This is a genomic window from Meiothermus sp., from assembly GCF_037443965.1.
Taxonomy (GTDB): domain Bacteria; phylum Deinococcota; class Deinococci; order Deinococcales; family Thermaceae; genus Meiothermus.
Map to the genome: position 1 here is coordinate 1 of NZ_JBBINI010000043.1, position 23646 is coordinate 23646.

24 protein-coding genes are annotated in these 23646 nt (G+C 59.7%); 11 read left to right on the forward strand and 13 right to left on the reverse strand.

Annotated features, from left to right (window positions below; all coding sequences use genetic code 11):
* The 4 genes from WKI89_RS16305 to rpsL form a co-directional block, all read right to left on the reverse strand.
* A partial coding sequence (locus WKI89_RS16305; protein WP_337868053.1) for a GTP-binding protein occupies nt 1-127 on the reverse strand: 127 nt, incomplete at its 3' end.
* Between the two features lie 63 nt (nt 128-190).
* On the reverse strand, nt 191-2284 hold the full coding sequence (gene fusA / locus WKI89_RS16310; RefSeq protein ID WP_337871416.1) for an elongation factor G: 2094 nt from the start codon (nt 2282-2284) through the stop codon (nt 191-193).
* A 2-nt stretch (nt 2285-2286) separates the two neighbouring features.
* On the reverse strand, nt 2287-2757 hold the full coding sequence (gene rpsG, locus WKI89_RS16315) for a 30S ribosomal protein S7 (RefSeq protein ID WP_337871417.1): 471 nt from the start codon (nt 2755-2757) through the stop codon (nt 2287-2289).
* Nucleotides 2758-2803: 46 nt separating this feature from the next.
* Entirely contained in the window at nt 2804-3211 is a 408-nt protein-coding gene (gene rpsL, locus WKI89_RS16320; RefSeq protein ID WP_337871456.1) for a 30S ribosomal protein S12, read from the reverse strand.
* Nucleotides 3212-3896: 685 nt separating this feature from the next.
* Here rpsL and WKI89_RS16325 point away from each other — a divergent pair.
* Complete coding sequence (locus WKI89_RS16325; RefSeq protein WP_337871419.1) at nt 3897-4880, forward strand: RsiV family protein; 984 nt, start codon at nt 3897-3899, stop codon at nt 4878-4880.
* A 166-nt stretch (nt 4881-5046) separates the two neighbouring features.
* Here the strand turns inward: WKI89_RS16325 and WKI89_RS16330 are convergent, their stop codons facing one another.
* Both WKI89_RS16330 and WKI89_RS16335 read right to left on the reverse strand, forming a co-directional pair.
* Nucleotides 5047-5664 carry an SCO family protein gene (locus WKI89_RS16330; RefSeq protein ID WP_337871421.1) on the reverse strand — a complete coding sequence of 206 codons (618 nt, stop codon included), beginning with the start codon at nt 5662-5664 and terminating at the stop codon, nt 5047-5049.
* A gap of 115 nt (nt 5665-5779) precedes the next feature.
* Nucleotides 5780-6247, reverse strand: coding sequence for a copper chaperone PCu(A)C (locus tag WKI89_RS16335; RefSeq protein ID WP_337871423.1), 468 nt, complete (start codon nt 6245-6247; stop codon nt 5780-5782).
* 175 nt (nt 6248-6422) lie between these two features.
* Here WKI89_RS16335 and WKI89_RS16340 point away from each other — a divergent pair, with 175 nt between their 5' ends.
* The 3 genes from WKI89_RS16340 to WKI89_RS16350 all read left to right on the forward strand — a co-directional run bounded on the left by WKI89_RS16340 (nt 6423) and on the right by WKI89_RS16350 (nt 8277).
* Nucleotides 6423-6899 (forward strand): hypothetical protein, encoded by a 477-nt coding sequence (locus tag WKI89_RS16340; protein WP_337871424.1) that lies wholly within the window; start codon nt 6423-6425, stop codon nt 6897-6899.
* Between the two features lie 32 nt (nt 6900-6931).
* Nucleotides 6932-7522: a MazG family protein gene (locus WKI89_RS16345; protein ID WP_337871426.1), complete on the forward strand. Its 591-nt coding sequence runs from the start codon at nt 6932-6934 to the stop codon at nt 7520-7522.
* A gap of 152 nt (nt 7523-7674) precedes the next feature.
* Entirely contained in the window at nt 7675-8277 is a 603-nt protein-coding gene (locus WKI89_RS16350) for a CoA pyrophosphatase (RefSeq protein WP_337871428.1), read from the forward strand.
* Nucleotides 8278-8285: 8 nt separating this feature from the next.
* Here WKI89_RS16350 and WKI89_RS16355 read toward each other — a convergent pair whose 3' ends face one another.
* Together WKI89_RS16355 and WKI89_RS16360 are read right to left on the reverse strand one after the other, a co-directional pair.
* The gene (locus tag WKI89_RS16355; protein WP_337871430.1) at nt 8286-9065 is read right to left on the reverse strand and encodes a PaaX family transcriptional regulator C-terminal domain-containing protein; all 780 of its coding nucleotides are present in this window, start codon (nt 9063-9065) and stop codon (nt 8286-8288) included.
* Nucleotides 9066-9139: 74 nt separating this feature from the next.
* Nucleotides 9140-10498, reverse strand: a complete 1359-nt coding sequence (locus tag WKI89_RS16360) for an MATE family efflux transporter (protein ID WP_337871432.1) — start codon at nt 10496-10498, stop codon at nt 9140-9142.
* A gap of 104 nt (nt 10499-10602) precedes the next feature.
* Between WKI89_RS16360 and WKI89_RS16365 the strand changes: the two genes are divergently transcribed.
* From WKI89_RS16365 to WKI89_RS16375, 3 genes are all read left to right on the forward strand, one after another.
* Entirely contained in the window at nt 10603-11958 is a 1356-nt protein-coding gene (locus tag WKI89_RS16365; RefSeq protein WP_337871433.1) for an aspartate aminotransferase family protein, read from the forward strand.
* A 206-nt stretch (nt 11959-12164) separates the two neighbouring features.
* The gene (locus WKI89_RS16370) at nt 12165-14477 is read left to right on the forward strand and encodes a helix-hairpin-helix domain-containing protein (protein ID WP_337871435.1); all 2313 of its coding nucleotides are present in this window, start codon (nt 12165-12167) and stop codon (nt 14475-14477) included.
* Between the two features lie 3 nt (nt 14478-14480).
* Nucleotides 14481-15398, forward strand: coding sequence for a hypothetical protein (locus tag WKI89_RS16375; RefSeq protein ID WP_337871437.1), 918 nt, complete (start codon nt 14481-14483; stop codon nt 15396-15398).
* A gap of 45 nt (nt 15399-15443) precedes the next feature.
* On the opposite strand, the gene WKI89_RS16380 is transcribed toward WKI89_RS16375, so the two are convergent.
* Entirely contained in the window at nt 15444-16652 is a 1209-nt protein-coding gene (locus WKI89_RS16380) for a cyanophycin synthetase (protein ID WP_337871440.1), read from the reverse strand.
* A 158-nt stretch (nt 16653-16810) separates the two neighbouring features.
* Here WKI89_RS16380 and WKI89_RS16385 point away from each other — a divergent pair, with 158 nt between their 5' ends.
* Nucleotides 16811-17371 (forward strand): hypothetical protein, encoded by a 561-nt coding sequence (locus WKI89_RS16385; RefSeq protein WP_337871442.1) that lies wholly within the window; start codon nt 16811-16813, stop codon nt 17369-17371.
* Here the strand turns inward: WKI89_RS16385 and WKI89_RS16390 are convergent.
* The 3 genes from WKI89_RS16390 to WKI89_RS16400 form a co-directional block, all read right to left on the reverse strand.
* On the reverse strand, nt 17355-17726 hold the full coding sequence (locus WKI89_RS16390) for a lysozyme inhibitor LprI family protein (protein WP_337871443.1): 372 nt from the start codon (nt 17724-17726) through the stop codon (nt 17355-17357). The genes WKI89_RS16385 and WKI89_RS16390 overlap by 17 nt on opposite strands.
* A gap of 282 nt (nt 17727-18008) precedes the next feature.
* Nucleotides 18009-18950 carry a VWA domain-containing protein gene (locus WKI89_RS16395; RefSeq protein ID WP_337871445.1) on the reverse strand — a complete coding sequence of 314 codons (942 nt, stop codon included), beginning with the start codon at nt 18948-18950 and terminating at the stop codon, nt 18009-18011.
* Nucleotides 18951-19097: 147 nt separating this feature from the next.
* Nucleotides 19098-20525, reverse strand: a complete 1428-nt coding sequence (locus WKI89_RS16400) for a nitronate monooxygenase (RefSeq protein ID WP_337871447.1) — start codon at nt 20523-20525, stop codon at nt 19098-19100.
* A gap of 205 nt (nt 20526-20730) precedes the next feature.
* On the opposite strand from WKI89_RS16400, the gene WKI89_RS16405 reads away from it, so the two are divergent.
* Entirely contained in the window at nt 20731-21396 is a 666-nt protein-coding gene (locus WKI89_RS16405; protein ID WP_337871449.1) for a uracil-DNA glycosylase, read from the forward strand.
* A 287-nt stretch (nt 21397-21683) separates the two neighbouring features.
* Here WKI89_RS16405 and WKI89_RS16410 read toward each other — a convergent pair whose 3' ends face one another.
* Complete coding sequence (locus tag WKI89_RS16410) at nt 21684-22334, reverse strand: aquaporin (protein WP_337871451.1); 651 nt, start codon at nt 22332-22334, stop codon at nt 21684-21686.
* A 96-nt stretch (nt 22335-22430) separates the two neighbouring features.
* Between WKI89_RS16410 and WKI89_RS16415 the strand changes: the two genes are divergently transcribed.
* Together WKI89_RS16415 and WKI89_RS16420 are read left to right on the forward strand one after the other, a co-directional pair.
* Entirely contained in the window at nt 22431-22892 is a 462-nt protein-coding gene (locus tag WKI89_RS16415; protein WP_337871453.1) for an HD domain-containing protein, read from the forward strand.
* A 106-nt stretch (nt 22893-22998) separates the two neighbouring features.
* Nucleotides 22999-23556, forward strand: a complete 558-nt coding sequence (locus WKI89_RS16420; protein WP_337871455.1) for a hypothetical protein — start codon at nt 22999-23001, stop codon at nt 23554-23556.
* Nucleotides 23557-23646 lie beyond the last annotated feature (90 nt).

Here is a 23646-nt window from a genome sequence, read left to right on the forward strand (position 1 = left end):
TGCTGGGATCGGCTGCGGCTGCTACAAACGTGATCGCCGCCGTCAAGGTGGTCTTCCCGTGGTCTACGTGTCCGATCGTTCCCACGTTGACGTGCGGTTTGGTGCGCTCAAATACGCCTTTCGCCATAACAGTTTCACTCCTTCTATCAGGTTATTGGTGAGGGGTCGGGGTAAGCCCAACCTTGATTGGTCATTGCCCCTTAATCAGCTTTTGCGCGATGTTTTGAGGCACTTGCTCGTAGTGGTCGAAGAACATCGAGAACTGAGCGCGGCCCTGACTCATCGAACGCATGTCGTTGGCGTAACCGAACATCTCGGCTAGGGGGACATGGGCTCGTACAAGGCGGGCGTTGCCACGCTCTTCCATGCCCTGAATTTGTCCACGGCGGCTGTTGAGGTCGCCGATGATGGAACCCAAGAAATCTTCGGGGGTGATGACCTCGACGCGCATGATGGGCTCGAGGATGGCTGCACCCCCCTTCTCGATGGCTTCCTTGATGGCCATCGAACCGGCAATCTTGAAGGCCATTTCAGAGGAGTCCACCTCGTGGTAGGAACCGTCGTAGAGGGTCACTTTCAAGTCCACGATGGGGAAGCCGGTAAGAGGGCCCGACTGCATGGACTCTTCGATCCCCTTCTGCACCGCCGGGATGTACTCGCGGGGAACCACGCCCCCCACGATGGCATTAATGAACTCAAAGCCCGAGCCACGGCCCAGGGGTTCGGCCTTGATCTTGACGTGACCGTACTGGCCGCGACCACCCGACTGGCGCACGAACTTGCCTTCCACATCCACCGGGCGGGTGATGGTCTCGCGGTAGGCCACCTGGGGCTTGCCCACGTTGGCATCCACCTTGAACTCGCGCTTGAGGCGGTCCACAATGATCTCGAGGTGCAACTCGCCCATACCGGAGATGATGGTCTGGCCGGTTTCAGGGTCGGTGGAGACCCGGAAGGTGGGGTCTTCCTCGCCCAACCGCGACAAGGCCACGCCCAGCTTGTCCTGGTCGGCCTTGGTCTTGGGTTCGATGGCGAGGTCAATGACCGGTTCCGGAATTTCAATGGACTCGAGGATAATCGCCTCATCCCCATCGCCCACCAGCGAGTCGCCGGTAATGGTTTCCTTGAGCCCTACCACCGCGCCCAGCTCGCCCGCACGCAGCTCTTCCACTTCCTCGCGGTGGTTGGCGTGCATCTGGAGCAGACGCGCCACACGCTCTTTCTTACCCTTGGTGGTGTTCTGCACGTAGGAGCCTGACTTGAGGGTGCCGGAGTAGACGCGGATGAAGGTTAGACGGCCTACGTAGGGGTCGGCCATGATTTTGAAAGCCAACGCAGCCAGCGGAGCGTTGGGATCAGCGGGGCGCTCCACTTCTTCGCCGCTTTCGGTTTTGCCCTTGATAGGGGGAATATCCAGCGGCGAAGGCAGGTAGTCCACCACCCCGTCCAACAGGAGTTGCACGCCCTTGTTCTTCAGAGCCGAGCCCAGGAAGACTGGGAAAATCTCGATGGCGATGGTGCCCTTGCGGATGGCCCTGATGATCTCTTCCTCGGAGGGTTTTTCGCCTTCCAAGAACTTGAGCATGATGTTTTCGTCGTAGTCGGCTGCAGCCTCCACCAGCTTCTCGAAGTATTCAGCAGCCTGGGCCTTCATGTCTTCGGGAATTTCAACCTCTTTGATATCGGTACCCAGGTCGTTGCCGTATAGGTAGGCCTTCTGGCGCAACACATCAATGATGCCCTTGAAGGTATCTTCACGCCCAATGGGAAGTTGCATAACCACGGGCTTGGCGCCTAGGCGCTCCTTCATGGTGTTGACTACGAGCCACAAGTCGGCGCCGGTCTTGTCCATCTTGTTGGCGAAGGCCACGCGGGGTACGCGGTATTTGTCGGCTTGGCGCCAAACCGTCTCGGACTGGGGCTCGACGCCCTGGCTGGCATCGAAAACTGCCACCGCGCCGTCCAGCACACGCATGGAACGCTCGACTTCGATGGTGAAATCCACGTGGCCAGGGGTGTCAATGATATTGACCCGGTGCTCGACACCCGAGCCGGAGTGCTTCCAGTTGGCAGTGGTTACAGCTGCCGTGATGGTGATACCCCGCTCACGCTCTTGCTCCATCCAGTCCATGGTGGCGGCGCCTTCGTGCACTTCGCCAATCTTGTGGATGCGCCCGGTGTAGTAGAGGATACGCTCGGTGGTGGTGGTTTTACCGGCGTCAATGTGGGCCGCAATCCCGATGTTGCGGAACAGCTTAAGGTCAAATCCAGTCTTGACGGACATACTCACCACCGGTAGTGGGCGTAGGCTCGGTTGGCTTCGGCCATACGCTCAACGTCTTCTTTCTTCTTGACCGCATTGCCCTTGCCCTCGGCGGCCTCTAGGAGTTCGGCAGCCAAGCGCTGGTGGGCTTCGCGCTCACCCCGGCCGTTGAAAGCATTGACGATCCAGCGCAGGGCCAGGGTTTGCTGGCGGCGGGGGGATACCTCGACCGGTACCTGGTAGTTGGCCCCGCCCACCCGGCGGCTGCGCACCTCTACACGGGGGCGCACGTTGTCTAGGGCCGCCTTGAAGACCTTGAGGGGTTCTTGACCACTCTTGTCCTGGATAATCTCGCAGGCGTCTTTAAAGATTTTGGCGGCCAGGTTCTTCTTGCCATCCCGCATCATGCGGTTGATGAGGGCCGACACCACCACATCCCCATAGAGGTGATCGGGCTCGAGTTGACGAACTTCAGCTTGTCTTCTCCGTGACATACTCTGACCTCACTCGTACCGCCGTGCACGGCGGTACGTGAAAGAGTTACTTCTTACCTTTGGCTGCGGCACCCTTGGCATCGGCCTTGGGCTTCTTAGCCCCGTACTTGGAGCGGCTTTTCTTACGATCCTTCACGCCCTGGGTGTCGTAGATGCCGCGCACGATGTGGTAGCGCACACCCGGAAGGTCTTTTACACGGCCCCCACGAATAAGCACCACCGAGTGCTCTTGCAGGTTGTGGCCCTCGCCGGGGATATAGGCAGTGACTTCGTACTGGCTGGACAGGCGCACCTTGGCTACCTTGCGCAGCGCCGAGTTGGGCTTCTTGGGGGTGACGGTACGCACCACGGTGCAAACCCCTTTGCGGAAAGGGCTCCCTTTGAGAGCAGGCACTTTGCTCTTTTTAGCAACCGGAGCACGGCCTTTGCGGAGGAGTTGGTTGATGGTTGGCAGTGTAATCACATCCTTTCGTTTGACTCGACTTCTTTCTAAAAACTGAAACCCCACACGGAGGTCTGCGTACTTGCGCTGCGCTCGGTGCGGGGTTCCCGTCGAGAAGCGAATCAGGCCGGTGGCCTGAGGTTCGCCCCTGGATTCTCAAGAATCGCTGTGCGCGACGGCTTTCCCGTGAGCGCAACCGATGTGACCTCAGGGACAGGGTTACGGGCACAGCCCGTATGCGCTAGGCACACCCCCTGGGGCTGGCCTGAGGCAACGCAACCCTAGAAGTATATACGGGTGTTACGACTTAATCAAGGGGTCGGAATCGCAGTCTGGAACTTGGCTTTAGATAGATATTCATTTTTGTTCACAATTAGAATCGGGAAAGCAGTTTGAAGGGTTTTGAATGGCACGGGCCTCGCAGCCTGGGGTGATACCGTTTCCGCTTGAATCCTTCACCGTTGGACGCAGTCAGAGGTGAAGGATTCAAGCCGACCGAAGGGAGTAGAAAAGCATTTCGGCAGTATCGTTTAGGCTTGCCGAAGTGAACGATACTACCGAAATGCGTATGATATGAAAATTCAATACCACTGTCTCGAAGAGATGGGTCTCAAAAGCCCCCTCTTCTTGCGTTGAGAAGGTTCGACGTCTAAGATCCCCATGGTGCATACGTCTGGAGTCGTTTACCATAAAGCACATGCGTTTACTTTGGGCTATGTGGCTAGGACTCCTGGGCTTTGGTTTTACCCAAACCTCCGTTGAGCGAGTCTTTCGGGGGAATATCACCCTCGAGAACCAGGTGTTGCCCATCCGGATGTACCTGAAACTCAATGGGCCAAAAGTCACGGGCTATTATCTCTATGAAGGACGCAACGGGCGGTTGCGGCTCGAGGGAACCTTCAGCGAAGCTGAGTTGAATCTCAAGGAATTTGATGGCAACAAGCAAACCGGGGTTTTCAGAGGAGGCTATAACGACCGCGGAATTGAGGGCGACTGGTACACCCCCAATGGAAAACGCGGAGGACGTTTCAGCATGGTCGAGCAGGACTACCGCTTTCGGCAGGCTCGGCTAGAAACGGTACGGGTAGCAGAAGCCAAGCCTCAGATTCAGGTTTTGTACCCTGCATTTAGCGGCCCCAGTTCTGGCTGGCAGAGCATTAATCGCCAGACTGCACAATCGGTAGGAAGCATCCTGAGCCTTTACCGTCAGGACTATCAGACCGCCCTCAAGGAGAAGCGCCTGAGCGAGATGCGCTGTCTGGACATGAACTACACCCTGACGCTGGGCACCGACGGACTGGTGAGTTTTTTCATCGTGGGCAGCTCTTGTGGCCCCAGCGGTTGTGCCTATCCGGGCAGCTGGATCAGGGGGTATACCTTCGACCCGCAAACGGGCAAGCAAGTGCCCTTAAGTGCCTTGTTCAAACCCAGCAGCGGCTACCTCGAGCGCTTGGTCGCCCTAGGGCGCAAGCAGGTATTAGAGAACCTCCAAGCCGACCCCAGTGACCGCCCCTGGCTCGACCTCAACGCCGAAGACCTCCAGTGGACGCTCTCGGCAAAGGGGCTTACCCTTTATTTTTCCGTTCCGCACGCACTGGGGGATTATCGGGAGGCCTTTATTGGCTACGATCAGCTCCGGGATATTTGGGCTACAACGGGCCCAGCCGCTCGAGTCCGTTGAAGGTCGCCTTCCGCAGGTGGAGGGCTTCGGCCCCCGCGACATGTACGGACGGATGGGATTCCCCGCACAAGCTGACCAAAAAAAGCGATTAGCAGTGCACTGGAGCGCTTCACAAAGATGGAGCTATCCAGGGTTAGGAATTCTCTGTCCTAGACCTAACCGGTAGTTAACCCCGCAACAACCAGCGCACGTCTTGCAACACCCGCTCGGTTTCAGCGGCTTTGCCGCTACCGTAGATGAGGCGCAATTGACCTTTAGGGTCGAGGGCAAACACCGTAGCGGTGTGGTCTACATTGTATTCGGTGGACGACTTGATGGCTGATTTCTGATAGAAGACCCCGTATTTTTTGGCAACCTCGGCAATTTGCTCGGGTGTGCCGGTCAGACCTAGAAAGGTAGAGCCAAAGAAAGTTACATATTTTTCGAGTAATTGGGGGGTATCGCGCTCGGGGTCTACCGAGATTAGCAGAACCTGTACCCGTTCTTGTTCACGTGGAGTGAGGGCCTTGTAGACCTTGCTGATCTCGAGCAAGGTGGTCGGGCAAACATCCGGGCAGTTGACAAAACCAAAGAAAATCAAAACCACCTTGCCCCGAAAGTCGGATAGGCTCTTGGTCGAACCATTGTGGGCAGTCAGGGTAAACTGGTTGGCTTCTACCGGACGGATGTTCAAAAGGCGGGTTCCGTAGGGCTGATAGGTATCGCGCGTCAAGAAGAAAGCGGCAATAGCCAACAGCAAGGGCAGGCCAGCAACCAATGTAATCCATATTGCTCGACGTGGCATCAGCTACACTCCTCAAGTGATGTGGGGGATGAAATAGCCCCGGTTTTTTTTGTGAGATTGCATGGTTCACTCCTGATCTTTCTTATCTATATGCCTTGAACCCTAGTAGACCGCGCTATTGTGCCCGAACCACTGCATCCACATGGAAGGTTCGCCCCCCCTCGAGCTGCAATGTAAGCCGCACCTGCTGCCCTTGCCGTAGAGGTTGGCGCAAGTCAATCAGCATTAGATGGATGCCCCCCGGTTTGAGTTCCAAGCGCCCTCGGGCCGGGACCAGCAGCTCCTTTACCGGGCGCATACCGGTCATCTCGAGGCCCTTCATTTCCGGGCTGTGGCTGTGATCCATACCCAGGTGATCGCTGGGGTCTACAAACTGAGTCCGGTGCAGCTCTCCTCGTGCCGCGATGGGACTACCGACTCCCAGTACCCGAATGGGGTGGGGGGTGGTATTGACCAGCACCATGTAGGCGGCTGTGATCCTGCCCGGTACCAAGCGTATCCAGGCATTTTCCACTCGAAGGCCCTGGCCTTGAGCAAAAACCCAGCCCAGCGCCCACAAAATCACCCCAAAACGTATCAACATTGAAATCTCCCCAGGTTAAGGTAGGCAAATCCACTGTAGTCAAATGTCCCGAGAAAGGAAAGGATTCCAAACACCAACGATCGGCACCCTTTCAACTTTTAACTTTTACCTTCGCGCATTAATCCCGACACCATTACATATTACCCTCCGGTATTTGCGTCATGATAAGGGCGGCATGAATAGTGTCTCATCGGCTTTCTCCAGTCCCCAGGTGCGCTGGGCTGCTGCCTTGCTGATCGCCCCCTTCTTCTTGCAACTGCTGGGTCTTGGCAACACTTTTCTGGGCGGTGGGCTGTGCGGTGAACTGTTTGGCAACGAGACCCCTTTGGGACTTCAAGGAGCAGGGTTCTGGTATGCTCTGCTGTTCATGATGTTGTTGGGGTTCCAATTGATGTATGGGGGTTTCTTGCTGCTCACCCGCTTGCTCGAGATGCCTGCCAGCATGGAACGCGGAACCTACCAGCTTGGAATCTGGCTGGTAGGGCTCTTGACGCTGTTGTTCATTCTGACCCGCACCACAGGTCTCCCCTACCCCAGTCCCCAGGGCTTGGCTCTGGGTGATACTGCTCCGGTAGATTTGCTGAGCCTGATCCTGGTCGGGTGCGCGTGGTTAGGAGCCTTCATGCTGTGGCGTTTGCTCAGAAAGGCATGATCGGCATTCCAAGACCCGATAGGCTATAGAGTATGGAACGTTTATTGGAAGTCATGCGTCGCCTCCGTGCACCCGATGGCTGCCCCTGGGACAAGGAGCAAACCCACCAGAGCCTCAGGCCTTACCTGCTGGAAGAAGCAGCCGAGGCCGTGGATGCGATTGGCAAGGGCCAGCCCAACGAACTGGCCGAAGAACTGGGCGATGTACTGTTGCAAGTGGCTTTCCACTCAGTCATTGCCGAGCAAGAAGGCACTTTTGCTTATCCACAGGTCGAACAACACATTGTGGATAAGCTGATCCGCCGCCACCCACATGTATTTGGCGATGTGCAAGCCGACACCCCCGAGGCCGTGACCGCCAACTGGAATGCCATCAAAGCCTTGGAAGGCAAGCCCGCAAAGTCCATCTGCGATCAGGTGCCACGCAGCTTAGGTGCTTTGGCCAGGGCCAGCGAAATTCAGAAGAAGCTGGGAACCCCCTTCGCCAGCAAGTCTGACCTGATCGAGGCCCTCGAGCAGGGCGATCTGGGCGAGGTGCTGTGGCGGATGGTGGCCCTGTGTCGCCAGGAAAAGGTGAACCCAGAGATTTTGTTGCGCGAACGTTGCGAGCAAAATTGTACGTAGTATGAGTGTTGCTCCATGCTGTTTGGGGATTGGCTTGATTAGAGCGGTTTGCCGAATGAATGAGCTAAGATTAGGAGCTGGATTGGCTGCTCCATAACTGATTTTTGCCCCTAGATGGAGCAGCCAAGATCAGCAAACCACGATAGCAAACTATGAAATCCGAAGTTTTGAAAGCCGCTGTTGCCCGCCCGCCCCAGGAGCTTTTGCTACCCCAGGGGTTTGTGGATGCCGCCGTTTTGCTGCCGGTATGGGAAGGACAGCTTTTGTTTACGGTTCGCAGCGCTGACCTACCGCACCATGCCGCCCAAATTAGCTTCCCTGGAGGGCGTTTTGACGATGGTGAAAGCGCCGAACAAGCTGCCCTGCGCGAAGCCTGGGAAGAGGTGGGCCTGAAGCCCAGCCATGTGGAAATTCTGGGGCACCTCAACCCTACCCTTTCCCCTTTTGGGTACCGGGTTTTTCCCTTGTTGGGCCGGATTACCCAAGAACCCCACCTGACCCCCAACCCCCTCGAGGTGGGCGAGTTGCTGTGGGTGCCCATCGAAGAATTGCTGACCGCCCCAGCCTATGCCGAAGAGCGTACCCCACCCCCCAGCAACCGCTTCCCTACCGGTTTGGGAGGTGAGTTTTCCGAACCAGACGGCAAACTAAGGCGCAAAGTTTGGCACTACCCCTGGCGCAATTACGACATCTGGGGCGTGACCGGCAATATTGTTCACGACTTTCTAGAGCGTATTCGAGAGGTGCGGCTATGAAGTTTGGGCTAATCTGCAGCAACAGATTCGCTCAGAAACACCGGTTTAGCTTGCCTGGCCAGTTGATCGTACAGGTACAAAAATTGCTCTTTGGCCCGCTGCCCCAAGAAACCTGGTGGGGTTAGCTCGGGTGGCAGGCCGGGATCGAGGAAGAGGTTCTTGCGGGCCTGGTGAATCATGTGGGTCAGGCGCACAAAGGCTTCTTCAGCGTTCTGGGGTCGGTCTTGTTTTTGTGCCAGAAAGGCACGGTAGCGGGCTTGGGCGGCTTTGAGATTGAAGGATTTTTCGATGAGCTCGAGGGGGGGCGTACTGGAAAAGCGCTCGGCCTGGAACAGCTCGACGTAGCTTTGCAGCCCGTAAAAACCCACCAGGTCGCGGGCGGCCTCGAGCGAGCCATTGGGGCTGACCCAAACCCCCGGCGCCGGCGTCCCGAAGCCTAGCAGAATTAGCTCGTTGCGGAAGCGGTCGCGCACGGTGCGTTTGGCTTCGGGCACGGCATAGACCAGAATGCGCCACTTGCCGTCCCAGGCCGCACCGTAGGTGTAGAGCCGCTCCCGCACCTGCTCGACCTGCCAGGCCACCCGCGGCGACAGCCGGTAGTAGGCCCGCCGCCCATCCTTCTCCGGGATGATCCAGCCGCGTTTGACGCTGCGCGAAACCGCCGCCCGCACGGCGGGCTCGCTGAATTTGAGCAGCTCCATCCAGCGGATCAGGTCCCCCACCCAGGCCCGGTTTTCTGGGTAGAGGTATTCCATATAGAGCGTGAACAAATAAGACCGCGCCCGCATCAATGCCCAGTATAATACGGATTTTTGTGTTCCCGGCCAAAAAGCGTTTCGTTTGGTGGGAATGTTGCGCAGTTTTAATCTGTAGCTAAGGCTTTGGCCCCCTTGTCCAGGCGGAACCACTGCCCACCCCGGTAACGCCACAGGAACATGGCGATGCGTAGGGTTTCCTCACCCAAGAGCCGTCCCAGGAAGATGCCCCACAACCCCAGGCCCAGCGGAAAGGCCAGCAGCCAGGCCAAGGGCAGGCCCAGCAAAAAGACCGTGGCAAAATCGGAGAATAGCAAAAACCGGGTGTCGCCACCGCTGGCCAGGATGCCAAAAAAGATGAAGTTGGAAACCTTGATGGGTTGAAACAAGGCATTCAGCAGCACCGCCCAAAAAGCCCACTGCTGGACTTGAGGGGTGGTGTTGGGATAGAGCAAAGGCAGCAGGAAAGCAAACAGGGCAAAGGCCAGCCCAAAGATGGCCGCCGAGATTAGACCCATGCGCCCGATCATGTGCGAGACGCCCCAAATACCTGGGGTGTCGGCCCGCCCGATGGCCTGTGCCACCAGCACCGTGGCCGCATAGTGCAGGCCCGCCGAGGCGGTGATGAAAACCATCTCGAGGTTGCTCACAATCTGGAACACCGCCAGCTCCTGCGTACCCAGGCGCTCGAACAGCAGCGCAAACAAAAACACCCCGCCGCTGAATACCACCTCGGTGATGAACAGCGGTAACACCAGCGGCACGGCCTGGGCCAGCAGCGGCCGGATTTGCCTCAGGTCGGGCCAGGCCCAACGCAGCCCCCAGCGGCTTGCAAACAGCAGCCCCAGCAACAGCGCCGCCCGGATGCCCTGCGCCACCAGGGCCGCCACTGCCGCCCCTACTGCGCCCATCCCCAGCGGAAACGCAAACAACCACGACAATAGCGGTATCAGGGCGATGGTTGGGATGGTTACCAGCATGGGGATGCGGGCCTTACCAATACTTCGAAAAGCTGCGCTGCTCACCACGCTGAGGGTGATTAGGGGCAAGGACAGTGCTACCAGCGAAAGATAGGGCCCACCAATCGAGATAACCTCGAGGTTGGCCCCTACCAAGTTCAAGAATGGGGTGGCCCCCAGACCCAACGGTAGGGCCAGCGCAAGTGCCAGAAGCGAAGAAAATCCGATGAAAAAACTTACGATACGCCGCACCGAGGCCTCATCGCCCCGTCCTTTGGCCCGGCTGGCCAGAATGGCGCACCCCGCACCCAGGGTATTGAGGCACAGAATACCGATGAACAGAACGTTATTAGCCAGCCCCACCGCAGCAATGGTGGCGGTGCCCAAGGTTCCCACAATCACCTGATTGACGAAGCCAAGGGCTAGCTGAACGGTGGACTCGAGGCTCACCGGCAGGGCAATTTTGAATATTTCACGCCGGGTATCGGCAGTCACAAAGGCCAGCATACTATGCAGCCAGCTATCTATCCCGTCGCTTGCCCTGCCGCCGGTGCTGAAGGACCGGAAGGCTCGAGCTGCCCACTTCCGGGCGGAGTACAATCAGCAACACTATGAACACCCCCATCTGGAACACCGAGCGCCTGATTGAACAAGACATCGCCCACCACCTGCACCCCGTCACCAACCTGCACCGCCACATGCGACAGGGCCCGGTGGTGCTGGTCGAGGGCAAAGGCTCTAAGGTACGTGATAGCGAAGGTAAGTGGTATATTGACGGCTTCGCCGGGCTCTGGAACGTGAATGTGGGCTACGGGCGCAACGAACTGGCCGAAGTAGCCCGCGAGCAGATGGCTCGACTGGCTTTCCAACCCACTTTTTTTGGGCTGGCCACCCCTCCGGTCATTGAGCTAGCTGCTAAGATGCACCAGCTTCTGCCGCACCACTCCCACTTCCAGTTCACCTCGGGCGGGGCCGAGTCCAACGAGACCGCCATCAAGATTGCCCGCTACTACTGGGCCCTGTCGGGCCAGCCCCAAAAAACCAAGATCATCTCGCGGCGCATGGCCTACCACGGGATCGCCATGGGGGCGCTGGCCGCCACCGGCGTACCGGCCTACCACGCCGATTTTGGGCCGCTGCCGCCGGGGTTCTTGTACCTGAGCGCGCCGCTGGCCTACCGCAACAATCCGGGGCTATCCGAGGCTGAGTTTGTGGCCATGCTGGCCCAGGAGCTCGAGGACTTAATCATTCGGGAAGGCCCCGAGACCATCGCGGCCTTTATCGGAGAACCGGTGCAGGGGGCCGGCGGTGTGGTGCCACCCCCCGAAGGCTACTGGCAGGCCATCGTCCCCATTCTGAAGAAGTACGAGATTTTGCTGATTGCCGACGAGGTAATTACCGGCTTTGGCCGCACCGGCGAGATGTTCGCCCAGACCACCTATGGCTTCCAGGCCGACATCACCAGCTTTGCCAAGGGGATCACCTCGGGGTATGTGCCGCTGGGCGGGGTGGGCATCAGCCCGCAAATTTTCGAGCGCATCTCGGCCCCCGACCGGATGTTCATGCACGGCTTCACCTACTCGGGACATCCGGTGGCCTGTGCGGTGGCGCTGGCCAACATCGAGATTATCGAGCGCGAGCAGCTTTGGATTAATGCCCAAAAGCGGGGTGAGCAGCTTATGCGGCGGCTCCAGGCGCTCGAGGCCCACCCCCACGTGGGCAACGTGCGCGGCAAGGGCCTGATGGCCCTGGTCGAGGTGGTGGAGGACAAAGCCAGCAAAAAGACCTTCGATGCGGCCCGGGGCCTTGGAGGGCAGTTGATGAAGGTCAGCCGGGAAAAGGGTGTGATCGTGCGCTGCAACGATACCGGCTTTGCTATGGCGCCGCCCCTGGTCATTACCGAGAGCGAGGTAGACGAGATGGTGAACGCCCTGGCCGAGACCCTGGACGTGGTACTGAAAACCTAATTGCGGCTCCCCCTTTGCCTGCCAAAGCTACCCAAACAGGCCATCCCACCCCATCCGTTGGCGGTGGGGTTTGCATTGGGCTGGAGCCACCCGAGGCGGAGTGGCAAGCAACGGCTTTACATTTTTTGCAAACCCTTTTGTTAGACTGGTATTTGGACAAAGAAAGGTTTATTGAATTGCCCAAAAAACCGTAGTAAGGAGGGTTCATGGGATGGATTGAATGGTGCAGTTTCTTGTTAGGAGGGCTGGTTTTCTGGCTCCTGGGCTGGCTTTTGAACTGGCTATTCCGAGGCCGAACCCTGCGACTACAAAACCAACTAAGCGAAGCCCAGACCGAACTGGGGCGGCTGCAGGCCGATCTGACCGGCTACAAAGCAGCCCAGTCCAAGCTGGCCCTGGCCGAACAGGAATTAACCGGCCTGCGAACCCAGTTACAGGACTTCGACTCGCTCAAGGTGAGCTTTGGCGCGGTGAATAAGCAGTTGGATGCCGCCACCCTCAAGATTCAGGGCTTGGAAGGACAGCTCAGGGATTTCGAGACCCTCAAAACCCAGCTTGCCAACCTGCAGACCCGGCTGGGCAACCTTCAGGCCGAGCGGGACAAGCTCAAGGCAGATTATGACGGCCTGCTGGCCCGGTTTGAGGGCCTCGAGGCCGAACGCAACCGGCTTTCGTCCCAGATTCTGAGCTACCAGGGCGAGATGGCAGTCTTGGGCCGCCAGGTTGAGGCCCTGCGCCAGGACCGCGACGAACAGAAATCGCAAGCCGCCAACCTGAGCGGCCAACTGGCGGGCATGGGCGGGCTGATGGCTGTTTTTGAGGGCTTGCGCCAGCGCTTTGGCGCCGGAAGGCCGGAAGAACTCGAGGCCCACTTTGCTTCCCTCCAGGGGGAATCCGAGCGCGCCAGAAGCGAGCTGGATAAAGTACGAGGCGATTACGAAACCGCCTTGGCCCAGCAAAAGCAACTGGAGGGTGAGTTGCAGAGCTTGCAGGATCGTATCGGTAGTCTGCAGGCTGACCATGGGAAAGTCGGGGCGCTGGAAGCCGAAATTGAGCGCTACAAGAACGAGTTCAGCGGTCTACAGGCCCGCTACGCCACCCTCGAGGCCGAGAAAAGCCAGCTAGCGGGCGAGCTCCAAAGCCTGCAAACCCGCTTAGCAGCTCTGGAGCAAGAGCGGGCTCGGGAACAACAAGAGTCGTCCCGCCTTGCTTCCAAACTGGCCGAACTCGGCACAGGCGCGGCGCTTCTGGAGGCCATCCGGGCCCGGCTGGGCAACCCACAACCCGCCGAGCTCGAGGCCCGCATCTTAGCCATCCAAAACGAGCGCAACCAGTACACCACCGAGCTAGACGGGCTGCGCAAGCGCGTCGAAGCTATGGCGACAGAACGCGACCATCTGCGAGCCGAGGTAGAGGGACTGCAACAGCGCCTGAGCGACCTGAGTACCCAGAGCAACAACGTGATTGCCGAGCGCAACAAGCTCCAGGCCGAGGTGCAGCAGCTCCGGGCCGATCTCAACCAGGCCCAGGGCGCCTATCAGGATGTTGAAACGCTCCGCCGCGAGCTATCCGACCTGCGGGCCCGCCTGGCCAAGACCGAAGAGGAACGCAACTGGTTTGCGGGCGAGGTACAGGGCTTGCGCAAGGAACTGGAAACCCTTGGGGAGACCAGGGCCGAGCTCGAGCGCTACAAGGCCAACCAACCAGCGCTGCAAGCCCGTATCGCAGAGTACGAAGCCCAGCTCAAAAAAGCCCAGGACGACCAGGCCCAGATGCAGGCCAACTACAGCGCCCTGCAAGCCCGCATCTCCGACTACGAGGCCCAGCTCAGCAAAGCCCAGGCGCGCACTGCCGAATACGACACCCTGGCCGCCCGCTTGGAGGCGATGCAGACCCGCGTGACCGAGGCCCAGACCACCCCTGCCCCAACACCGGCCAAAGCCGCCAAACCGCGCAAATCCAAGCCGCGGCCACCCAAGGAAGTGATTGGCTACCGCGTCACCCAAAGCCGCACCTTCCGGGCCGAGGTGGTGCCCGAGGGCCACGACCCCCTGGGGGTGATCGAGGGGATCGGCACGGCCTACCAGCAAAAGCTGTGGGAGGCCGGGATCCGAACCTTCGCAGACCTGGCGGACACGCCCCAGGCACGGCTGCAGGAGATCGTGGGGAAAGAGTTGGAATTCGATGAATGGATCGTGGAGGCCCGCCGCTTTGTGCGCGGGGTCTACAAGCTGAGCCGCGCCACCGCCGGAGGCACCCGCCGCAAGGCCGACGACCTGACCCGCATCGAGGGGATTGGCCCCAAGATCCGCGACGCGCTGGTGGCCGCAGGCATCACCACCTTCGAGGAGTTGGAAGCGGCTACCGAGGGCCAGTTGCGGGCCGCCCTCGAGGCCGCCGGTATTGGCTTCGCGCCTAGCATCCCCACCTGGAGCCGCCAGGCCGCCTACCTGGTGCGCGGCGACGAGGCCGGCTTCCAGGCCTACATTGCCCGCCTCACGGCGGGAAGGGAGGAATAGCAGATGGCCAGGGCCTGGACGACCTATGATTGGATCAAGCTAGCCGGAACCCTCCTGCTGCTGGTTTTGTTGCTCTTCTGCATGGGCCGCCGGGGCAGCGTGGCGGCCGTTGCCCCCACCCTCACCGCGCCATCCCCAGGAACCCTCAGCGGCCTCACGGTGGATCTGAGCGGTACGGGCACTCCGGGGGGCTTCCTGCAGCTACTCCTCAACGGCGCCAGGGTAGGCGAACCGGTGCGGGTGGGGGCCGATGGACGCTGGGCCCTGCCCGGCTTTAGCTTTGGCGCACCGGGTAACTACACGCTCACCCTGCAACCGGTAGATGCCAGCGGGCAAAACCTTGCGCCGGGGTCGGACTTTTCCTTCGCCGTGCCCGCACCGAGCAGCAGTCTTCGCATCAGCGAACCCCCCGACGGGGCGCAGTTGCCGGCTGGAACCTTCCAGTTGCGCGGCACCGGCACCCCTGGAGAGGCACTCGAGGTCTTCGAGGACAGTACCAGTCTGGGCCAGGTCGTAGTCAGCCCCGACGGCACCTGGACGCTGGCCGTGCCATCCCCCGCTGCCGGTGAACACACCTACGAGGTGCGCGGCGCAAGCACCACAGCCAGCACCAAGGTTACGGTTGCTGCGGCCAGCGGAACCACGGCCGGTTGCACCAAAGATTTCACCCTTTCTTTTAGCGATGGGCAGACGGTAGCCCGCCCCTTCCGCTTTGGCGGTGAGGGCGCAGGGCCAGGCTACACCGTCACGGTTCGGCGGGGCGACCGGGTGGTGGGTACCCGAGATGTTCCCCTGGACGCCACGTGCGGCTGGAGCTACCGTTCCGACCCCGGCGCGGGCCCTATCACCTATGAAGTTCGCCCCATCGGGGCCTCACCCACTGACCCACCTTTGCAGATCATCAACCTGACGGTTCGATAAGCAAGCACAAACCCGCCCCGCTGCCGGGGACAGGGCCAGCAGCTTCTACCTGATCGTTTCGGTTGGAAGAGGGTTGGTTGCGCTTTGCTCTTCCAGCAGCCGGAGCACCTCCCCCACCAGGTACAGCGAGCCCGTCACCAGCACCGGGCTACCGTCCTGTTGAGACGACTGAACAGCGTGTTGGAGGGCCTCGAGCGGGTGGTCGAAGTAGGGCGCCGGGTACGCTTGCAACAGTTCTTCCGCCCGCAAAGCGCCTCTGGCGGCATAGGTGTAGCGCACGCTCCTGGCTTTGGGTAGCAGGGTTTGCAGGATGGTGCGGTAGTCCTTGCGAGGAAAAGCCCCGAAGACCAGATGAAAGCCCTCGAGCTCTTCTACCAGGGCTCTGGCCGCAGGGGGGTTGTGGGCCCCATCGAGCACCACATGGATGCCCTGATAGGTGAGTTGCTGCATCCGACCTGGATGCACGGCGGTGGATAAACCTGTGGATATCACCGGTTCGTCGTAACCCAGCAGGCGCAACACCGCCGCGGCCAGGCGGGCATTTTGGCGCTGGAAGCGGCCTTGCAGCGAAGGCTGCACCGGCAGATCAAATAAAGGACTGCCTTCCCTTAGCACAAAGAGCGGGGCAGCCCGCTCGGCGGCTATGCCGCGGATTACCTCCAGCCCAATTCCCTCAGCCCCGGTTACCACCGGAACCCCTGTCCGAATGGCGCCTGCTTTGTCCCTGGCCACGCCCTCGAGCGACCCTCCCAGGGTTTCTAGGTGGTCTTCCCCGATGTTGGTCAAGACCGTGGCCCGCACCCAGGGCAGCGCGTTGGTGGCGTCCAGCAGCCCACCCACCCCCGCTTCGATGGCCGCTATGTTGATACCCAGCGAGGCAAAATGCCGAAAAGCCAGCGCCGTGGTGAGGTCGAAAAAAGCCACCGGCTCGTGAAACTGCTGGCCCTGGGCCCACTCCACAAAACGCACCACCTCCGCCTCGGGGATCAGGCCCAGATGAGTACGGATGCGCTCGCGAAAGTCCAGCAGATGCGGGCTGGTGGTGGCTCCATAGCGTTCACCAGCGGCCTTGAAGGCTGCTTCCAGATAGGCCACCACGCTGCCTTTGCCGTTGGTTCCGATCACATGAACGGCTGGTAACTCGGCTTGTGGGTGACCTAAGAGTTGCAATAGCTCTAGAATCCGCGACAAACCCCTGGGTCCCCCGGCACGACTCTGGGCAAACAGCCACTCAACCGCTTCGGCGTAGGTCACAAACTTCAGTTTATCGTGGTTTTAACTATTTAGGCCGCTGAAAGCGAGCCATTCTAGGGTGAGCTTTTGCCTTTGGTCATTGGCTATTTTGCCATTCGAAGGGGGCATGGCCCAAGCACCCAGCGATTTCACCCTACACCTTACAGGATAATGAGGCCATGAGTTTGGTGCGCACCCGGATGGAACTCGAGCTCAGCCAGACCCTGTTGCACGGCTGGATCAGCAGCCAGCTTGCCAGGGTGGATGTACCGGTCAAGCTGCTGCGCTTTCCCCTGGGCCGTCTGCAACGCGGAGAACTTCGGCAGTTCGAACTGAGCGAAAACCGTTGCGAAGCAGAGATTCGGTTTGCCAGTGGCCCGGCTTTGAGGCTTACGCTGCGAGTGCTGGGCTATCTGCGCGAGCATCAGGTCTTGCAGTTACAGGTTGAACACCTGCATTTTTCGGGGTTTCGCGGAGGGCCGGTACTCAACTTAGTGCCTGGTAAGGTACTGGAAATAGCAGCCATCCAGGCCAACCGGCGACTACCGGGTTTGCTGGAGCTGGGCAAGAATATGGAACTCGAGCTCCGCCTCCAGCCGCTGCTGCAGAAAGCCCTGCAGGAAGTACCTTTTTGGCAAAGCTTCCAGACTATGGGCTTGGAAACCAACCCCCATGCCCAGATCGAACACCTCGAGCTAGGCAAAAACTTATTGCGGCTAACCCTCAACGCAAGCGGCTAACCACACAGCCCGTACTGTTGCACTCGCGGATGCGGGCCTTGAGGAAACTGGTGCGTTCCTGGGTCATACGGGTGGCGCAGTCCAGGTTGACGGTGCGCGAGGTGGCCTCCACGCGCGTACACTGCTGGTTGCGGCTCTTGATCCAGGCCAGTTGCGAAGTACGCAGCACTGCGCGCCCTTCGGCATTCAGCTTGCCCACCAACTCGCGGTACACGTCGTTGATTTCTTTGTCGGCTTGCACAAATAGCTGGGTTGCACAGTAGACATAATCAAAGTCGGCACTGGGATTGTCGCAACCTGCTGCCAGACCCCAACCTCCAGCCACCAGTAAACCTAACACGGCCAGTTTTTTCATACATCCTCCGGCTCGAGTGTACCGAAACAGACCGACCGGTGAGGGTCAAGTGTCATACCGTTTCCGCTTGAATCCTTCACCGCCCGCCGCAGTCAGAGGTGAAGGATTCAAGCCGACCGAAGGGAGTAGAAAAGCATTTCGGTAGTATCGTTCACTTCGGCAAGCCTAAACGATACTACCGAAATGCGTATCACCGGCCAATTGAGCGTAGTAAGCTGCACCGAAAGCGCTATCAAAACCCTATCCCAGGCCTCGGGGAGGTGGATATTCGGCAAGCTCGCTCTAAATCACCCTGCGGCGCAGATTGGACACCAACAGGCTCGAGGCCAGCAACAGCCCGGCTCCCAGCCCAAATAAACCGCTGACCTCGGTGCGCTGGGGCTTCCAGCCCACCACCCGGCCCAGGTTGCGGTAGGCCTCCCGCAACGCCTCGGCCGACTCGGCTGCGTAGTACTGGCCCCCGGTGGAGTCGGCAATGGCTCGCAGGGTTTCTTCGTCGAACTGCATCCAGTAGCCGCCCCACTGCTGGTCGGGGTCGCTGGGGTTGCTGCGGCGGCCCAGCCCGATGGTGTGCACCAACACTCCCATATCCTTGGCCAATGGGGTGACCTCGAGCGGGTCTATGCCGCTGTTGGTTCGACCGTCCGAGAGCAGCACCACCGTGGAGGGCCCCAGGGGCTTGTCGTTTTCGTCCTTGGGAATGGCTTTGAGGCTCTCCAGCAAGCCATCGCCAATGGCCGTTCGGCGGGCCATCTGCAGTAGCTCAATCTGGTCTATCACCCGTTGGTGATCGGTGGTGGGCTCCACTTCCAGGGTGGCGTAGCCGGCAAAGCTCACCAGCCCCACCTTGGCGCTATCCGGCAGCGCCCGCACAAATTGTTTAGCCTCTTGCTTGGCCGCCTCGAAGCGGCTCGGCTCGATATCCTGGGCCCGCATCGAGCGGCTGATGTCTATGGTCACAATCACGGTGGCCATGTTGTCGGGTGCGGGGATGGTAGCCGCTGGACGGGCCAGGGCTGCAATAGCCAGCACCAGGGCCAGGCCATACAGCAAAGCCCCCAGGTGGCGTTTCCAGCGGGGTTCGGAGAGACGGGCCAACTGGGCCAGGTTGGGGTACAGCACGTAACTGCTCGAGCCCTCCGCCCCTACCCTGCGCCAGTAGACCCAGGCCAGCAGCGGTAAAAGCAGCAGCAGCAAAAGCAGAAGCGGAAACTGGAACCCCACGGTCTAGCCCCTCGAGCGGCGCTTCGGCAAATAAACTACCCCTCGAGTTTGCCGACTTATGCCGCGCCAGATGGTAGGCCCATTTACGGTTGGTCTTCAAAAAATATACACAAACCAGCAGACATCGGGTTTCCGGCCAAAGGTGCATTATCCGTTGGCCATCGCCGGCTGGACCTCTGCTTGAGGTTGAGCCGGGGTGCCCAACAAGTAGGCCACCACATCCCGCGCGCTGTACTCGCTGCCAAACTGGCGCACAAAGCGGCCGATGCGCTCGAGGTCATCCCCGCTCGTCACCAGTGGCAACTCGTGGTCGCCATTCTTTTGCACCTGGCCCTGTCCCACCGCTGCCATCAGCGCATTGCATAAGCACTTACGTCCTTCGGTGTTGGCAAGCTCACCCCCTTTGGCTAGGTACTGGTCAATGGGTTCGGAAGCACAGCGAAAGCCGATTTTTCCTTGGGCAGTCTGATAGGGTTCGCGCAGATAGCCCAGATCACACACCCGTGTACGCCCCTGGTAGACCTCGGGCTGCGATAGCGTGCCTGCCACCTCCGCTACCTTGAACGGGAAACCAGTGGGCGAGGCTTTGGGGTCGGTAAAGACCTTGACTTCCCCCCGAGCAGCTTGCTCGAGGATGCCCCGCTTGAGGCCGGCCTCGAAGCCGGACTCCTGGCTGTAAGCAAACAGCGTCCCTACCTGGATGCCCGCCGCACCCTGGTTCATTGCGCTTTCCAGGGCCTCGGGCGACCCCGTTCCTCCCGCCAGCCAAAAAGGCAACCCCAGGGCCTTAATTTGCTCCAAATCCACCACATCGCGCTCGCCATACACCGGCTGCCCGCGCTCATCAAAAACCGGCGCTCCCCGGGGCGGGGCGTTGTGCCCACCCGCAGTGGGGCCCTCGATCACAAAACCTTGAATGGTTCCCGTCACCTTGCGGGCCAGCAGGGTCGCGAGTGAGTTGGAAGCAATGATGGGCAAAAAGCTGGGACGCTTCAGGGTCTGGGCCTGGCCCACAATTTCCTGCGGATTGAACTGGAGGCGTGCCGCTTCCGTGCCCGTCCAACCCGTCACGTCAATCTTGAGCGAGGCGATCTCTCCTGCTGCCAACTTGTCTAGGGCTTCGGGGATCTCGCGGGGAATGCCCGCTCCCATCAGCACATAATCCACCCCGGCCAGCATGGCCCCGTAGAGCGTGCCCAGGGTGGGCAGTTGCAGCTTGGTGAGCAGGTTGATGCCCACCAGGCCCGGGTGCCCTTCCTTGGCTAGAAACACCTCCACATAGCCCCCCAGCACGTGCATGATTTGCGAGGCCGTATCACCCAGCCGGCTGGGCATGGGCAGGCGCAGGTAGGGCTGGCCTTTGTGGCCTTCGGAGCAGAAGTATTTTTCCAGCACCGGCTTAACCCAGCGCTGTACCGGGAAGGCCGCCAGCGCACGTCGCACCAGCCCACTAGGGTCGCCATCCTGCAACCGCCGCACCAGCACGGTGTCCATGGCGGTTCCGGAAACCACCCCCAGTTGTCCCAGCATCGAGACCGTTCGGGCCAGACGCCAGTTGGAAACGGAAACACCCATCCCACCTTGAATGATGCGCGGTAGGGCTACAGTAGAAACACTTTGCACGTCAACAAACCTCCGTAAGTACCCCAAGACGACGACAAGATGACAGATTGTACGGGACGGGCAGGTGAGAACTAAAGGTTAAGGCACAGAAACCGCAGGTCTGTACTGAGTCCAGCCTTGAAGCGACAACCCGCTTGGATGGTGTAATGGAGTCTGTATGAGCCTCGAGGCCCTCTACGCCCAGCTCACCGCTTGCCGCCAGTGCCCCCGCTTGGTGGACTGGCGCGAACAGGTTGGGCAGGAAAAACGCGCCGCTTTTCGCAATAACCAGTACTGGGCCAAACCCGTACCGGGCTTTGGCGATCCCATGGCCCGGATTTTGATTTTTGGCCTGGCCCCCGGCGCCCATGGCTCCAACCGCACCGGGCGGCCTTTTACCGGCGATGCCTCGGGTGATTTCCTGTACCCTGCCCTCTACCGGGCCGGACTGGCCAGCCAGCCCACCTCGAGCCACCGGGACGATGGCCTTGTGCTCGAGGGGGTGTACATCACGGCAGCAGTACGCTGTGCCCCACCACAAAACAAGCCCAGCCCGCTCGAGCTCCACACCTGCGCGGGCTGGACAGCCCAGGAACTGGCCCTCTTGCCCCATATCCGGGTCTACCTGGCCCTGGGCCAGATCGCCCACCAGGCCCTGCTGGAATACTACGGTCTGCCCAAGGCCCACCTCCCCTTTCGGCACGGCAGCGAGTATCGGGTGGGAGAGCGGGTTCTGCTCAGCTCCTACCACGTGAGCCGCCAGAACACCAACACCGGCAAGCTAACCGCGGCGATGTTCGATGCCATCTTGCAGCGGGCCAAAGCGCTGGCTGAAGTCGGATAGAAAAGTTCGCCTGGAGCGGATGGCCCCCAGGCGAACGGTGCAGAAATCGCCCATCACGGTTCCTCTATTGGCGTCAGTTCGGAGATAGAAAAGCAGAATAAACCTGTGCGGCACGGCAGACTCACGCCAAAGCCTCTCCTACAGCGTAGGGGTGGACTTTACGATGCCGTCAGGCGGATTGACGGGTTTTCAAACTTCAGCTCAGCTTTTTCAGCTTGTTGGATAACTTCGAACTGACATCCCATTATGGTTTTTTTGTGATTGCCGGGTTCTTTCCGAGAACCCCTCTAGCTTTCGGCTTTCTTGCTGTACAAGAAGTCGTAGAGCAAAGCCGCCAAACCGGCCCCCACCAGCGGGCCCGCCCAGTAAACCCAGTGCGCAGCCCACTCACCGCCAATAATGGCCGGGCCCAGCGCCCGCGCGGGGTTCATGGCCGCCCCGGAGATGGCCCCACCGGCCAGGATATCCATGGTGATGGCCAGGCCAATCGCCAGCCCGGCAAAGCTAAAGTTGTTGAAGACCGCCGAACCGAAGATGACCGAGACCAGGAAAAAGGTTAGGAAGATCTCCATCATGAGGGCCTGGATGGCGGTATGGTTCGCGCCGGGGGCCGGGGTTCCGTCGGCCACCGCCGTACCGCTATACAAAGCGCCAATAAAAAAGGCCGCGATGAGCCCCCCCAGCAACTGCGCCACCCAGTAACCCACCGCGCCCACCGGGGTAATGCGCCCGGTGATGAGCATGGCGAAGGTCACGGCGGGGTTAAAGTGCCCGCCCGAGATGGCCCCCAAGGCCACCACCGAAAGGCCAATGGCCAGGCCGTGGGCCAGGGCGATGGCCATCAAATCGCCGCCTTGGGTAGCCGCAATGGCCCCAATCCCCACAAAACACAAAGCGAAAACTCCCAGAAACTCTGCGATTAGAGCGCGTATATTCATGCTTTCCTCCCGCCCATACGTTACCGTAGCCCACCGGCTTTTCACAATTGGCCGAACTTGACACGCTAAGCGGGCTGGCCTGCGTAGGATAAACCCGTGTGGTTGCGACTCAAGCGTTTATATAAAGCCTTTGTCCCAGCCCAAGCCCAGCCGGATGACGCCTGGGCGCTGGCCGAACTCAGCATCGAGGAAGCCCACCTGTACAAAGCCATGGATGCACGCGACCGCGAGCACGCCGTGCGGGTAGCCAAAAAGCTGCTGGAACGCTACCCAGATGCCCCCAGCTACGCCGTGCGGGCCGCCCTGCTGCACGACTGCGGCAAAGCCCTGCGGCCCTACCGTCCCCTGGAGCGCATTCTGACCGGACTCATAAGCCTGGATGTGCCAATTGAGCCGCTGGACAAAGGATTACCGGGGGCCTGGCAAATCCGCCAACACCACCCCGAGTATGGCGCCATGCGCATTCTCGAGCCCCAGGTAGCCCAGATTGTGCGGGAGCACCACCAGCCGGTGAGCCTGTGGGCCAAGCGGCTCCATGAAGTGGATGAGGAATTCTAGAAAGTGATTCCTACGGCAACTCTGCGACGCTCCAAAACACAGTCCTGGGACATCCTTACCCATCTGGCTAAACTATACTGAAGTTTGCCCAGAAAGGGGGTTTCCTATGATTAGGCCCAAACTGCTGCTTTTGTTTGGAGTGGGTTTGGGAATGCTGGTTCTGGCAGCAGCGTTACCGACCTTTGTAATTAACGGCAAAACCGTCAAGGTAGATACCCTTGAAAAGGGCGGTAAATACTACGTAGAAGTCCAGAGCTTTGCCAAAGCCCTGGGGGTCAGCCTCACCTACGACAAGGGTAAAAACCAGTTTGTCATCGTGAGTACGGGCCAAGCTCCCCAAACCCAGGTGGCAGGAACCACACAGCTTGCTGGGGGCGAGGGCGAGTTCGGCAAGACCTATACCCTGGGCAAGTCCTACCCGCTCAACTTCACCCTACGAAGCGCCGAGTATGCGGTGAACCGGGTTACGGCAGGTACCAGTGTATACGCGCCTAAAGCCAACGAGAAACTGTTGGTGCTGCACTACACGGTGCAGAACCCCACGCAGAGAGAACAGAATGTTACCTGGAGTAGCTTCAAGTTCACCGTGGTAGATGCCAAGGACTTTAACCACGTCTTTAACAACTTCCTTCGTGTGCTACTTGACCTACCCCAGGGGATGTAAAAAAGAGGGGGTGCTATGGAAACCCACAGAGAGCACCCCCTGTACTATCTTGACGCAGAAACCCTCCTGGTGGCTACCTACGTCTGGGTG